Genomic DNA, 14,872 nt, shown 5'->3' with positions numbered 1-14,872 from the left:
TTCCGTGAAGAAGTGGTAGAAGCAATGAAGACGTTTTTCAGGACAATTTTGTTCGGAAGCCTGATGGCAATGTGTGCGAACAGCTATGCGCTCAGTGAAAATGAAGCGGAAGATATGGCCGATTTAACGGCGGTTTTTGTATTCCTGAAAAATGATTGTGGCTACCAGAATTTACCCAACGGGCAAATTCGCCGCGCGCTGGTCTTTTTCGCCCAGCAGAACCAGTGGGATCTCAGCAACTACGACAGCTTTGACATGAAGGCGCTCGGTGAAGACAGCTACCGTGACTTGAGCGGTATTGGCATTCCCACGGCTAAAAAATGCAAAGCGCTGGCCCGCGATTCGCTCAGCCTGCTCGCCTACGTGAAATAACCTTCCCGACGCCCCCTGTTCAACCTATACCCGTGCAACCACGGTTATAGTTAGCTATCATGTTTCGCTCATTTTTTGTGAGCGTTACGGATGTTAACAAAGGAGGAGTCCGCGTATGGCCGACCACACGTTGTGGCATGAAACACTGCATGACCAGTTTGGTCAGTACTTTGCCGTTGATAACGTGCTCTATCATGAGAAAACGGATCACCAGGATCTGATCATCTTCGAAAACACCGCCTTTGGCCGCGTGATGGCCCTGGATGGCGTAGTTCAAACGACCGAGCGCGACGAGTTTATTTATCATGAGATGATGACCCACGTTCCGCTGCTGGCCCACGGACACGCGAAGCATGTTCTGATTATCGGCGGCGGCGACGGCGCAATGCTGCGCGAGGTTTCACGTCATCGTTCCATTGAAACCATCACCATGGTTGAGATCGATGCGGGCGTGGTCTCTTTCTGCCGCCAGTACCTGCCCAACCATAATGCCGGCAGCTATGACGATCCGCGCTTTAATCTGGTTATCGACGACGGCGTTAACTTTGTTAACCAGACCACGCAGACCTTCGACGTGATTATCTCTGACTGTACCGACCCCATCGGCCCTGGCGCGTCGCTGTTTACCTCCTCGTTCTACGAAGGCTGCAAGCGCTGCCTGAACCCGGGCGGGATCTTCGTCGCACAAAACGGTGTCTGCTTCCTGCAGCAGGACGAAGCGCTCGACAGCCATCGCAAGCTCAGCACCTATTTCGGTGACGTCAGCTTCTATCAGGCGGCAATTCCGACGTACTACGGCGGGATCATGACCTTTGCATGGGCAACGGACAACGACGTGCTGCGTCATCTCTCTACCGAAATTATCCAGGCCCGCTTCCATCAGGCCGGGCTCACGTGCCGCTACTACAATCCGGCTATTCATACCGCAGCGTTTGCTCTGCCGCAGTACCTGCAAGACGCATTATCCACTAAGGAGGTGAGCTAATTGAAAAAGCTTAAACTACATGGCTTTAACAACCTGACTAAAAGCCTGAGTTTTTGTATTTACGATATCTGCTATGCCAAAACAGCGGAAGAACGCGATGGTTACATCGCCTATATCGATGAACTCTACAACGCCAACCGTCTGACCGAGATCCTGTCAGAAACCTGCTCGATCATCGGTGCCAATATTCTGAACATCGCACGACAGGATTATGAGCCCCAGGGTGCCAGCGTCACCATTCTGGTCAGCGAAGAGCCGGTCGACCCGCAGCTTATCGACAAAACTGAACACCCGGGTCCGCTGCCGGAAGTGGTCGTCGCCCACCTCGACAAAAGCCATATCTGCGTTCACACCTACCCGGAAAGCCACCCGGAAGGCGGGCTGTGCACTTTCCGCGCGGATATTGAAGTGTCGACCTGCGGCGTGATTTCCCCGCTGAACGCGCTGAACTATTTAATCCACCAGCTGGAATCGGACATCGTCACGATTGATTATCGCGTGCGCGGTTTTACCCGTGATATCAACGGCATGAAGCACTTCATCGACCACGAGATCAACTCCATTCAGAACTTTATGTCCGAGGACATGAAATCGCTGTATGACATGATGGACGTGAACGTGTACCAGGAAAACATCTTCCATACCAAGATGATGCTTAAGGAGTTCGACCTTAAGCACTACATGTTCCACACGAAGCCGGAAGATTTAAGTGAAGAAGAGCGCAAGGTCATCACCGACCTGCTCTGGAAAGAGATGCGCGAAATCTACTACGGCCGCAATATTCCGGCCGTGTAAGTGTTGCCCGGAGCAGGGACGCTTCGGGGAGTTACTTCTGTTTCATAAACTCACGGTAGGCATTCACTACCTGCAGGAAGTCTTCCACGCCGCACAGCGACAGGCTCTCTTCGTCGTAGTAGCTCATCCCCTCTTCCATCTCATCCCCTGAAAACTCAAGCTGGTTGGCGCGCACCATCACCTCTTCGCCGTCCATCCACAGGGTGTACTCATGCCCGGCGCGTTGCCAGGAGCGCTCGCTGCCTTTCACCGTATTTGCCGCCTGTTCGACTTCATCAAGAAGGGCGAGATTTTCTTTCACCTCTTCGTTAAACCAGTGTCCAACGGCTTCGTGCCCCATCGACATGCGCACTTTCACCACGCCGGTGATGTCGCGCAAAAATTCGTAATCCATAGCGTTTTCCTCTGCAAAGCCATTAGGGTAATTATCGCAGCAGAGGGAAAGAAAAAAAGCGGGAGAGGTGGGAGGAATGAAAATAAAAAGGTGAGAGCAAGACCCTGCGGCCTGATGCCCTCACCCCGTCCCTCTCCCACGGGAGAAGGTGCAAACACTAAAAACCGTCTCGTAGAGACGGTTTTGCTGATTATACCGCCGTCTGGAAGATCACCCCGTCAGCCTTCTCGGTGTACTGAGAAAGCTGGTCGAAGTTCAGATAGCGATAGGTATCCACCGCCGTCTTATCCACCTGCGCCACGAAGGTCTGGTACTCTTCCGGCGTTGGCAGTTTGCCAATCAGCGCCGCAACCGCCGCCAGCTCCGCAGAGGCCAGGTAGACGTTCGCACCAGTACCTAAACGGTTCGGGAAGTTACGGGTAGAGGTGGAAACCACCGTCGCACCGTCGGCCACACGCGCCTGGTTACCCATACACAGGGAGCAGCCAGGGATTTCGATACGCGCCCCGCTCTTACCGAACACGCTGTAGTAACCCTCTTCGGTCAACTGAGCCGCGTCCATACGGGTTGGCGGTGCCACCCACAGGCGGGTCGGCAGCTGGCCTTTGTGGGTATCCAGCAGCTTACCGGCAGCACGGAAGTGGCCGATGTTGGTCATACAGGAGCCGATGAACACTTCGTCGATCTTATCTCCCTGCACGTCAGAGAGCAGACGCGCGTCGTCCGGATCGTTCGGCGCACACAGGATTGGCTCTTTAATATCCGCCAGATCGATGTCGATCACCGCCGCGTACTCTGCGTCTGCGTCAGCTTCAAGCAGCTGCGGATCCGCCAGCCATTTCTCCATGCCCTGAATACGACGCTCCAGCGTACGACTATCGCCGTAGCCTTCCGCAATCATCCACTTCAGCAGCACGATGTTGGAGGTCAGATACTCAATGATCGGCTCTTTGTTCAGCTTGATGGTACAGCCAGCCGCAGAACGCTCGGCGGAGGCGTCGGTCAGCTCGAACGCCTGCTCCACTTTCAGATCCGGCAGACCTTCAATTTCCAGGATGCGGCCAGAGAAGATGTTTTTCTTGCCTTTCTTCTCAACGGTCAGCAGGCCCTGTTTGATGGCATACAGCGGGATCGCGTGAACCAGGTCGCGCAGAGTGATGCCCGGCTGCATTTTGCCCTTGAAGCGCACCAGCACCGATTCAGGCATGTCCAGCGGCATTACGCCGGTCGCTGCAGCAAACGCCACCAGGCCGGAGCCCGCCGGGAAGGAGATACCGATTGGGAAACGGGTATGGGAATCACCGCCGGTACCCACGGTATCCGGCAGCAGCATGCGGTTCAGCCAGGAGTGGATGACACCGTCACCCGGACGCAGTGACACGCCGCCGCGGTTCATGATGAAGTCTGGCAGCGTGTGGTGCGTGGTCACGTCAACCGGCTTCGGATAGGCCGCCGTGTGGCAGAAGGACTGCATCACCAGGTCAGAAGAGAAGCCCAGGCACGCCAGGTCTTTCAGTTCGTCACGGGTCATTGGGCCAGTGGTGTCCTGAGAGCCCACGGAGGTCATCTTCGGCTCGCAGTATGCGCCAGGACGGATACCGGCTACGCCGCAAGCGCGACCCACCATTTTCTGTGCCAGCGAGAAGCCGCGGTTGCTTTCTGCCACGTCTTTCGCGTGACGGAAAACGTCGGAGTGCGGCAGACCCAGCGCTTCACGCGCTTTGGTGGTCAGGCCGCGCCCAATGATCAGCGGAATACGGCCACCGGCACGCACTTCGTCAATCAGCACGTCGGTTTTCAGTTCGAAGCTTGCCAGCAGCTCGTTGGTTTCGTGGTTGCGCACTTCGCCTTTATACGGGTAGACGTCAATCACGTCACCCATGTTCAGGTTGCTCACATCTACTTCAATTGGCAGCGCGCCCGCATCTTCCATGGTGTTGAAGAAGATTGGCGCAATTTTGCCACCGAGGCACAGGCCGCCGCCGCGCTTGTTCGGCACGTGCGGAATATCGTCGCCCATGAACCACAGTACGGAGTTGGTGGCGGACTTACGGGAAGAGCCGGTACCCACAACGTCACCGACGTAGGCCAGCGGGAAACCTTTCTTCTGCAGCGCTTCGATCTGTTTTATCGGGCCCACCACGCCCGGCTGATCTGGCTCAATGCCTTCACGGGCGTTTTTCAGCATCGCCAGGGCGTGCAGCGGGATATCTGGACGAGACCACGCGTCCGGTGCCGGAGACAGGTCATCGGTGTTGGTTTCACCGGTCACCTTAAAGACGGTCACGGTAATTTTTTCCGCCAGCGCAGGGCGGTTCAGGAACCATTCGGCATCGGCCCAGGACTGCATCACCTGCTTCGCATAGACGTTGCCCGCTTTGGCTTTTTCTTCTACGTCGTAGAAGTTATCGAACATCAGCAGCGTGGAAGAGAGCGCTTTAGCGGCAATCGGTGCCAGCTTGTCGTTATCCAGCGCGTCAATCAGCGGATGAATGTTGTAACCACCCTGCATGGTGCCGAGCAGTTCAATGGCTTTTTCAGGAGTAACCAGTGGGGAGGTGGCTTCGCCTTTGGCGATAGCAGCAAGGAATCCGGCTTTTACGTAGGCAGCTTCATCTACGCCAGGCGGTACGCGGTTGATCAACAGATCTAACAGGAATTCTTCTTCGCCCTTAGGCGGGTTCTTCAGCAGCTCGACGAGCGCGGCCATTTGGGTTGCATCTAAAGGTTTGGGTACAATTCCCTCGGCGGCACGTTCTGCTACGTGCTTACGGTATTCTTCTAGCACGACGGTTCTCCTCGCTCTCATTGTCATATGCGGCGGGCGTTCTCTTCACGCTCCTGTGAGACAGCAGTTTGTAGGGTAAATGCCCGATACCGCGTCGGGCAGCATAGCAGGATTTCTGCACAGTGTTAATCCGTTTACAAAAAAGCAACATTAAAAAGTTTGCTGAATCGTTAAGCATGGTGTAGCGGGGAGACGAGGTGAATTTTGGGGACAAAAAAACCGCCTGGTAGCGGTTATTTTGTTGCCTTGCGGTGGTAGCACACCGGGTTGGCAGATTTGCGGCAATGCACTCGGCATGAATAATGCTCCTGAGTATGCAGATCCGCAAGCACATATTTTGTGTTTACGAGCCGCCATCCAGTTTCGAATGTAAAAGGATGAAACTGCATTTCACCTCTTTTCAGTCCATTTCGGCTGTAATACTGTTGCCCCCGGCCTGCTTCGCTGGTGTAGCAACCAGTCACCGGGCCCGGAAGCAGTTCCGTAACCTACGCGGCAATGTACTCATTTGCCAGGTTCTGCCTTTTCCGGTGAAGAAGGAACCCGCGTAGCCTGTACAGGAACGCACGCAATGGAGATGCGAATCATTGCGCTGATCGTTGCAATTGGTTTACTGCTTACCGCGCTGCACGGTGGCTGGAACATATCCGACATCACGGTGCTGTTTGTCGTCAACCTCGGCAACTAGCTGCTGGCCGCTCGCAAGAGCGGCCATCTGAATTCCCGGTGCCTTTTCCCGCATCGCATATAATTGTGTAATAAATACTCACACTCTTTATCCGGACGTACCGGACGCTTCCCAATAAAAGTCAAAACAGTAAAAGACGGGTGAATAATACTCACGCCAACCGTAACGCCTCACGGCACAGCGCCTGTCTCGTTGGAGTCATTTTATGAAGTTGCCCTTTAAGCCACATCTGCTTGTCCTTCTGTGCAGTGCCGGGCTGTTTGCCGCCTCAGGCGTCATGTTTGTCAAAAGTCGTGCAACGGAACCCGTTGCGCCAGCCCCCGTCGCGCAACCACCGTCAGCGCCTACCGCAGCCCAGCCGGCCCCTGTTGTCGCGCCAACCTACACTGCCGCGCAAATCGATCAGTGGGTTGCCCCCATCGCGCTCTACCCGGATGCTCTGCTGTCACAAATCTTGATGGCCTCGACCTACCCGGCCAACGTGATTCAAGCGGCGCAGTGGTCCAAAGACAACCCCAAAATGGAAGGGGACGCCGCGATTCAGGCCGTTGCCAGCCAGCCCTGGGATCCCAGCGTAAAATCCCTGGTCGCGTTTCCTCAGCTTATGTCGCTGATGGGAGAGAATCCGCCGTGGGTACAAAATCTGGGCGATGCGTTTCTCGCGCAGCCGAAAGATGTAATGGATTCCGTTCAACGCCTGCGCGCGCTGGCGCAGAAGACCGGCGCCTTGCAATCTACGCCTCAGCAGACGGTCACCACGGTAACGAAACCCGCACCGGCAAAAACCAGCACCACCGAGTCAACGTCAACCACCACGTCCGCACCGGCCCCGACGGTGATCAAAATTGAATCTGCCGACCCGCAGGTGGTTTACGTCCCCACCTATAATCCCAATATGGTTTACGGAACCTGGCCCAACACCGGTTATCCGCCAACCTATCTCCCGCCGTCACCCGGGGAGCAGTTTGGCAACAGCTTCGTCAACGGCTTAGGTTTCAGCCTGGGTGTCGCCACAACTTATGCCATCTTCAGCAATATCGAATGGGATGATGACGATGACTGGGACCATCATCATGACGGTGACTGGGATAATCACGGCGGCTACAACCGCAACGGTGATAACAACATCAATATTAACGTTGAGAACTTCAATAAAATCAGCGGACAACGTCTGACGGACGCCAACCGTACCTGGCAGCACAACCCGGCCTATCGGGAAGGTGTCCCCTACCCGACAAACCAGCTCAACACGCGTTTCCACTCCACCAACACGGCCACGGGGCTTAGTGCAACGCAGCAACCGGTTAATCGCGATAGCCAGCGTCAGGCGGCGCTGAGCCAGATGGAGAAATCGACAGGTAAAACCTTCCCACAGACTGCTCGCCCGGGCACGAAAGCGGCGCAGCGACAGGCCTCAAGTGAACAGCTGAAACAGATTTCTCAGCGCAATAACTACCGTGGCTATGACACCAAACCGCAGACGGCGAAGCGGGCCACCACGCAGCAGCGAGAAAACCGACAGACCACCGCGCAGAGACAAGAGAAACGGGTTCAGCCTTCTCAGCAACGTCCCTTCCAGCAGCGAAACAGTCAACTCCGGGCCAATGCACTGAGCGGCAACGACAGCCGTTCCGCCAACTGGCAGGCGCAGCAGCAGCGTGGGGCGCAAAGCAGACACCTCGCCGCTCGTCAGCAGCAGCTACGCCCGGCAGCGGCTGGACGTGCTGAACACCGTGAATTCCGTCATCGCTAAGGGAGCCGACATGAAACGTAAATTACTCAGTGGAATGGTGTTGTTCATGGTCTCGGCGACCGTCATGGCGCAGCAATCCTTCAGCTCACCAGAACAGGCTAGCAATGCGCTGGAAAGCGCCATCCGCGAGCAAAACGAAAGCGCGATGAGCAACCTGCTCGGTGAGAACTGGCGCGACTTCCTGCCCCCTGAAGGCGTTGATCCTGACGCAGTCGATCGCTTTCTGCGCGACTGGAAAGTCCGTCATAACACCATTGTCGAAGGCGATAAAGCGCATCTGGTTGTCGGAGACAGCGGCTGGCAACTTCCCATTCCGGTGATCAAAACCGCCTCCGGCTGGCAGTTTGACATCAAAGAAGGCGCCGAGGAGATCCTGACCCGCGAAATTGGGCGCAACGAACTTGCCGCCATCGAAGCCCTGCATGCTTACGTGGCCGCTCAGCAGAGCTATTTTGCGATGAACCAGAAATACGCGCAGAAGATTGTCAGTTCTGAGGGGAAAAAGGACGGTCTGTACTGGCCCGTCTCGCCCGGCGAAGCGCCAAGCCCGCTTGGTCCGGCATTTAGCCCTAAAGAGCCAGGCGCGGGTTACCATGGCTATCGCTTCCGCATCCTGCCAGATAATCACGGTTTCGCGATGGTGGCGTGGCCTGTCAGCTATGGTCAGACAGGCGTCATGAGCTTTGTGATAAACCAGGACGACAAGGTGTACCAGTCCGATCTCGGCAGCGATTCGGAGCAGAAGGCCCGGGCGCTGACCTCATACGCACCTGATAACACCTGGCAGCCTGTAGCCCCCTGAACGCCGCGCATAAAAAAAGCGGCCTCAGGCCGCTTTTTTTCATCTGAAGAAACTTATTTCTTCTTCGCTTTCGCGTTTGGCAGGTCAGTAATGCTACCTTCAAACACTTCAGCCGCCAGGCCCACGGACTCGTGCAGCGTCGGGTGCGCGTGGATGGTCAGCGCGATGTCTTCCGCGTCACAGCCCATTTCGATAGCCAGACCGATTTCACCCAGCAGCTCACCGCCGTTGGTACCGACAATCGCACCACCGATTACGCGGTGAGTCTCTTTGTCGAAGATCAGTTTGGTCATACCGTCTGCGCAGTCGGACGCGATAGCACGGCCAGAAGCAGCCCACGGGAAGGTGGCGGTTTCGTAGCTGATGCCTTTCTCTTTCGCTTCTTTCTCGGTCAGACCGACCCATGCAACTTCTGGCTCGGTGTACGCGATAGATGGGATCACTTTCGGATCGAAGTAGTGCTTCATGCCGGCGATAACTTCAGCGGCAACGTGACCTTCGTGAACGCCTTTGTGCGCCAGCATTGGCTGACCGACGATGTCGCCGATAGCAAAGATGTGCGGCACGTTGGTGCGCAGCTGTTTGTCAACGCGGATGAAGCCACGGTCGTCCACTTCCACGCCAGCTTTGCCCGCGTCGAGGTTTTTACCGTTCGGTACACGACCGATAGCCACCAGCACGGCGTCGTAACGCTGTGGTTCGGATGGGGCTTTTTTGCCTTCCATGGAAACGTAAATACCGTCTTCTTTCGCTTCAACGGCAGTCACTTTGGTTTCCAGCATCAGGTTGAATTTCTTGCTGATGCGCTTGGTGAAGACTTTAACGATGTCTTTGTCAGCAGCCGGGATAACCTGGTCGAACATTTCAACCACGTCAATGTCTGAACCCAGCGCATGGTACACGGTACCCATTTCCAGACCGATGATACCGCCGCCCATAACCAGCAGACGCTTAGGAACGGTTTTCAGTTCCAGGGCATCGGTGGAATCCCACACGCGTGGATCTTCATGTGGAATGAATGGAAGTTCGATTGGGCGAGAGCCTGCCGCGATGATCGCGTTGTCGAAGTTGATAACGGTTTTGCCGTTTTCGCCTTCCACTTCCAGGGTGTTCGCACCGGTGAATTTACCCAGACCGTTTACCACTTTCACTTTACGGCCTTTGGCCATACCCGCCAGACCGCCGGTCAGCTGAGTGATAACTTTCTCTTTCCAGGTACGAATTTTGTCGATATCGGTTTTCGGCTCGCCGAAGACGATACCGTGTTCAGCCAGCGCTTTGGCTTCTTCGATAACTTTCGCTACGTGCAGCAGCGCTTTAGAAGGGATACAGCCGACGTTCAGACAAACACCGCCGAGGGTGCTGTAACGCTCTACGATGACGGTTTCCAGACCTAAATCCGCTGCACGAAATGCTGCGGAGTAACCTGCCGGGCCTGCCCCAAGTACTACGACCTGAGTTTTGATTTCTGTGCTCATCATGACCTCTTAGTTTATACCCGTCGTCCACCGGGTCGTTCTATCCGCCCGCAGTTTACAAAATTGTTAACAATTTTGAAACAACAAACGGCTCACGAATTGTCGCTTTCACCAATAACCTCATAAACACCATGAGATTATCAGAAAAAAGCCGGCCGACTGGCCGGCTTTTCGATTACATCACCAGGCGGCGAATGTCGCTCAGCATGTTGTTGATGATGGTGATGAAACGCGCACCATCAGCCCCGTCGATCACGCGGTGGTCGAAGGACAGAGAGATTGGCATCATCAGACGCGGCACGAACTCTTTGCCATTCCACACCGGCTCCATCGCGGACTTGGACACACCGAGGATAGCCACTTCCGGCGCGTTCACAATCGGCGCGAAGTGGGTGGTACCCAGGCCGCCGATGCTGGAGATGGTGAAGCAGCCGCCCTGCATTTCGCCGGCAGTCAGCTTACCATCACGCGCTTTCTTGGAGATGGTGGTCAGTTCACGGGACAGCTCGGTAATGCTCTTCTTGTTCACGTCTTTGAATACCGGAACAACCAGACCATTTGGCGTATCAACCGCAACACCGATGTTGATGTATTTCTTCAGCGTCAGCTTCTGGCCGTCTTCGGACAGGGAGCTGTTGAAGCGTGGCATCTGTTCCAGAGCCGCAGCAACCGCCTTCATGATGAAGACCACTGGGGTGAATTTCACGTCCAGCTTACGCTTCTCGGCTTCGGCGTTCTGCTGTTTACGGAACGCTTCCAGATCGGTGATATCGGTTTTGTCAAAGTGGGTAACGTGCGGGATCATCACCCAGTTACGGCTCAGGTTCGCACCAGAGATTTTCTGGATACGGCCCAGTTCCACTTCTTCGATTTCGCCGAACTTGCTGAAGTCCACTTTCGGCCATGGCAGCATGCCCGGGATACCGCCGCCAGCGGCTGCCGCAGGTGCAGCTTCGGCGCGTTTCACCGCGTCTTTCACGTAAGCCTGAACGTCTTCGCGCAGGATACGACCCTTACGGCCGGTCCCTTTCACTTTCGCCAGGTTCACACCGAATTCGCGCGCCAGGCGACGAATCAGCGGAGTCGCGTGGACGTAAGCGTCGTTTTCAGCGAACTCTGATTTTTCTGCTTTTGCAGCAGGGGCAGCGGCTGGTTTAGCAGCCTGAGCCGGTGCAGCAGCCGGTGCTGGAGCAGCCGCGGCAGCCGGAGCTGCGGCAGGCGCAGCGCCTTCCACTTCGAAGACCATGATCAGGGAGCCGGTAGACACTTTGTCGCCGGTGCTGATTTTGATCTCTTTAACGGTACCGGCGAACGGCGCAGGCACTTCCATGGAAGCCTTGTCGCCTTCAACGGTGATCAGTGACTGTTCAGCGGCAACTTTGTCGCCCACTTTTACCATCACTTCGGTGACTTCAACCTCGTCACCGCCGATGTCCGGTACGTTAACGTCTTTCGCGCCGCCAGCAGCGGCTGGTGCTGCGGCCGGAGCCGGAGCAGCGGCCTGTGCAGGCGCGGCAGCAGGTGCAGCACCCGCCACTTCGAAGATCATGATAAGCGACCCGGTAGACACTTTGTCGCCGGTGTTGATCTTGATCTCTTTTACTGTACCGGCGAATGGCGCTGGTACTTCCATAGAGGCTTTGTCGCCTTCTACGGTGATCAGTGACTGCTCGGCCGCAACGGTATCGCCCACTTTCACCAGGATTTCAGTGACTTCAACTTCGTCACCGCCGATGTCAGGCACGTTCACTTCTTTCGCTGCCGCGGCAGCTGCTGGAGCAGCGGCGGCCGGAGCGGCTTCTTTCTTCTCTTCCTGCGCAGGTGCAGCTGCTGCTGCACCGTCGGCGGAATCGAAAATCATGATCAGTTTGCCAGTCTCGGTTTTATCGCCAACGGAGACTTTGATCTCCTTAACGATGCCAGCCTGAGGAGACGGGACTTCCATAGAGGCTTTATCGCCTTCTACGGTGATCAGCGACTGTTCAGCTTCAACTTTGTCGCCCACTTTGACCAGGATCTCGGTGATTTCAACTTCATCAGCCCCGATGTCCGGCACTTTGATTTCGATAGCCATTATTCTTTTACCTCTTACGCCAGACGCGGGTTAACTTTTTCTGCATCGATGTTGAATTTGGTAATTGCGTCCGCAACCACTTTCTTATCGATTTCGCCACGTTTAGCCAGTTCGCCCAGTGCTGCTACAACCACGTAAGAAGCATCAACTTCGAAGTGGTGACGCAGGTTTTCGCGGCTGTCAGAACGACCGAAGCCGTCAGTACCCAGAACGCGATAATCATCAGCTGGAACGTAAGTACGAACCTGCTCAGCGAACAGTTTCATATAGTCAGTGGACGCCACCGCTGGCGCGTCGTTCATCACCTGAGCGATGTACGGAACGCGTGGGGTTTCCATTGGGTGCAGCATGTTCCAGCGCTCACAATCCTGGCCATCACGCGCCAGTTCGGTGAAGGAAGTCACAGAGTACACGTCGGAACCCACGCCGTAGTCTTTCGCCAGGATCTGCGCTGCTTCACGCACGTGACGCAGGATAGAACCGGAGCCCAGCAGCTGAACTTTACCTTTGCTACCTTCAATGGTTTCGAGTTTGTAGATACCTTTACGGATACCTTCCTCGGCACCTGCTGGCATTGCCGGCATGTGGTAGTTTTCGTTCAGGGTGGTGATGTAGTAGTAAATGTTCTCTTGCGCTTCACCGTACATGCGCTGCAGACCGTCATGCATGATGACAGCAACTTCGTACGCGTAAGACGGGTCGTAAGAGATACAGTTAGGAATAGTCAGAGACTGAATGTGGCTGTGGCCATCTTCGTGCTGCAGGCCTTCACCGTTCAGAGTCGTACGACCAGAAGTACCACCGATCAGGAAGCCGCGAGCCTGCTGGTCGCCTGCCTGCCAGCACAGGTCACCGATACGCTGGAACCCGAACATGGAGTAGTAAATGTAGAACGGGATCATCGGCAGGTTGTTGGTGCTGTATGAAGTCGCAGCAGCCAGCCAGGATGCGCCTGCGCCCAGCTCGTTGATACCTTCCTGCAGAATCTGACCTTTCTCGTCTTCTTTGTAGTATGCAACCTGCTCACGGTCCTGCGGGGTGTACTGCTGGCCGTTCGGGCTGTAAATACCGATCTGACGGAACAGACCTTCCATACCGAAAGTACGCGCTTCGTCGGCGATGATTGGAACCAGACGATCTTTGATCGACTTGTTCTTCAGCATCACGTTCAGGGCACGAACGAAAGCGATGGTGGTAGAGATCTCTTTGTTCTGCTCTTCCAGCAGCTGAGAGAAGTCTTCCAGCGCCGGCAGTTCCAGCTTCTCGGTGAAGTTAGGCTGACGAGCTGGCAGGTAGCCTTTCAGCGCCTGACGACGTTCGTGCAGGTACTTGTGCTCTTCAGAGCCTTCCGGGAAGGTGATGTAAGACAGGTTTTCTACCTGCTCATCGGTCACTGGAACGTTGAAACGGTCGCGGATATAGCGCACGCCGTCCATGTTCATTTTCTTAACCTGGTGAGCGATGTTTTTACCTTCTGCGGTATCACCCATGCCGTAACCTTTGATGGTGTGGGCCAGGATTACAGTCGCTTTACCTTTGGTTTCACGCGCTTTTTTCAGTGCAGCGTAAATTTTCTTCGGATCGTGACCACCGCGGTTCAGGGCCCAGATCTGCTCATCAGTCCAGTCGGCAACCAGCGCGGCGGTTTCAGGGTATTTACCGAAGAAGTGCTCACGCACGTAGGCACCGTCTTTGGATTTGAAGGTCTGGTAGTCGCCGTCAACGGTTTCGTTCATCAGCTGGATCAGTTTACCGCTGGTGTCTTTACGCAGCAGTTCGTCCCAACGGGAACCCCACATGACTTTGATCACGTTCCAGCCAGCACCTGCGAAGATGCCTTCCAGTTCGTTGATGATCTTGCCGTTACCGGTTACCGGACCATCCAGACGCTGCAGGTTACAGTTGATGATGAAGCACAGGTTGTCCAGCTTCTCACGGGTTGCGATGGTGATCGCACCTTTAGATTCTGGCTCATCCATTTCGCCGTCGCCCAGGAAGGCGTAAACGGTCTGCTCAGAGGTGTCTTTCAGACCACGGTGTTCCAGATACTTCAGGAATTTAGCCTGGTAGATCGCACCGATTGGGCCCAGACCCATAGATACGGTCGGGAACTGCCAGAATTCAGGCATCAGTTTAGGGTGCGGATAAGAAGACAGACCTTTACCGTGAACTTCCTGACGGAAGTTGTTCATCTGCTCTTCAGTCAGACGACCTTCCAGGAATGCACGTGCATAGATGCCCGGAGAGATGTGGCCCTGGAAGTACACCAGATCGCCGCCGTCTTTCTCGTTCGCTGCACGGAAGAAGTGGTTGAAGCACACTTCGTAAACGGTCGCAGAAGACTGGAAGGACGCCATGTGGCCACCCAGTTCCAGGTCTTTCTTGGACGCGCGCAGAACGGTCATGATGGCGTTCCAGCGGATTGCAGAACGGATACGACGTTCCAGATCCAGATTGCCCGGGTATTCCGGTTCGTCTTCAACGGCAATCGTGTTTACGTAGTTGCTAGCCCCTGCACCTGAAGCAACCTTCACGCCGCCTTTGCGAGCTTCAGAAAGCAGCTGATCAATCAGATACTGAGCGCGCTCAACACCTTCTTCACGGATGACCGATTCGATCGCCTGTAGCCAGTCGCGAGTTTCGATCGGATCCACGTCATTTTGGAGACGTTCTGACATGGGGGTATTCCTTATCTATCTAATACGTTGATTTGTCTGGAACCTGTCCCATTGTGCTCTTGGGC

At 55.3% G+C, this 14,872-nt stretch carries 10 protein-coding genes; 5 read left to right on the top strand and 5 right to left on the bottom strand.

The genetic code is table 11. The annotated features are described in order from the left end of the window. Positions 1 to 24 precede the first annotated feature (24 nt). The 3 genes from ACTJI7_RS14295 (at position 25) to speD (ending at position 2,152) form a co-directional block, all read left to right on the top strand. On the top strand, positions 25 to 372 hold the full coding sequence (locus tag ACTJI7_RS14295; protein ID WP_014882582.1) for a YacC family pilotin-like protein: 348 nt from the start codon (positions 25 to 27) through the stop codon (positions 370 to 372). A 115-nt stretch (positions 373 to 487) separates the two neighbouring features. Continuing rightward, the gene (gene speE / locus ACTJI7_RS14290) at positions 488 to 1,357 is read left to right on the top strand and encodes a polyamine aminopropyltransferase (RefSeq protein WP_192978847.1); all 870 of its coding nucleotides are present in this window, start codon (positions 488 to 490) and stop codon (positions 1,355 to 1,357) included. Beyond that, complete coding sequence (speD, locus tag ACTJI7_RS14285) at positions 1,358 to 2,152, top strand: adenosylmethionine decarboxylase (protein ID WP_028015535.1); 795 nt, start codon at positions 1,358 to 1,360, stop codon at positions 2,150 to 2,152. Between the two features lie 31 nt (positions 2,153 to 2,183). Here speD and yacL read toward each other — a convergent pair whose 3' ends face one another. Together yacL and acnB are read right to left on the bottom strand one after the other, a co-directional pair. Further along, complete coding sequence (gene yacL, locus ACTJI7_RS14280) at positions 2,184 to 2,546, bottom strand: protein YacL (protein WP_041911228.1); 363 nt, start codon at positions 2,544 to 2,546, stop codon at positions 2,184 to 2,186. A 190-nt stretch (positions 2,547 to 2,736) separates the two neighbouring features. Beyond that, positions 2,737 to 5,334: a bifunctional aconitate hydratase 2/2-methylisocitrate dehydratase gene (gene acnB, locus ACTJI7_RS14275; RefSeq protein WP_309264702.1), complete on the bottom strand. Its 2,598-nt coding sequence runs from the start codon at positions 5,332 to 5,334 to the stop codon at positions 2,737 to 2,739. An 893-nt stretch (positions 5,335 to 6,227) separates the two neighbouring features. Between acnB and ACTJI7_RS14270 the strand changes: the two genes are divergently transcribed. Both ACTJI7_RS14270 and ACTJI7_RS14265 read left to right on the top strand, forming a co-directional pair. Continuing rightward, a complete protein-coding gene (locus ACTJI7_RS14270) occupies positions 6,228 to 7,775 on the top strand; it encodes a DUF3300 domain-containing protein (protein WP_059357878.1) in 1,548 nt (515 codons plus the stop codon). 10 nt (positions 7,776 to 7,785) lie between these two features. After that, positions 7,786 to 8,577, top strand: a complete 792-nt coding sequence (locus tag ACTJI7_RS14265) for a DUF2950 family protein (protein ID WP_063154795.1) — start codon at positions 7,786 to 7,788, stop codon at positions 8,575 to 8,577. 53 nt (positions 8,578 to 8,630) lie between these two features. Here the strand turns inward: ACTJI7_RS14265 and lpdA are convergent, their stop codons facing one another. The 3 genes from lpdA to aceE form a co-directional block, all read right to left on the bottom strand. After that, positions 8,631 to 10,055: a dihydrolipoyl dehydrogenase gene (lpdA, locus tag ACTJI7_RS14260; protein ID WP_023332094.1), complete on the bottom strand. Its 1,425-nt coding sequence runs from the start codon at positions 10,053 to 10,055 to the stop codon at positions 8,631 to 8,633. Between the two features lie 175 nt (positions 10,056 to 10,230). Next, positions 10,231 to 12,129 carry a pyruvate dehydrogenase complex dihydrolipoyllysine-residue acetyltransferase gene (aceF, locus tag ACTJI7_RS14255; RefSeq protein ID WP_136486631.1) on the bottom strand — a complete coding sequence of 633 codons (1,899 nt, stop codon included), beginning with the start codon at positions 12,127 to 12,129 and terminating at the stop codon, positions 10,231 to 10,233. Positions 12,130 to 12,143: 14 nt separating this feature from the next. After that, positions 12,144 to 14,807 (bottom strand): pyruvate dehydrogenase (acetyl-transferring), homodimeric type, encoded by a 2,664-nt coding sequence (gene aceE / locus ACTJI7_RS14250; protein ID WP_028015529.1) that lies wholly within the window; start codon positions 14,805 to 14,807, stop codon positions 12,144 to 12,146. Between the last annotated feature and the right edge of the window lie 65 nt (positions 14,808 to 14,872).

It is taken from the genome of Enterobacter sp. 22499 (genome assembly GCF_052044815.1).
GTDB lineage: Bacteria > Pseudomonadota > Gammaproteobacteria > Enterobacterales > Enterobacteriaceae > Enterobacter > Enterobacter bugandensis.
This window is presented reverse-complemented; position numbering and strand designations above follow the sequence as displayed.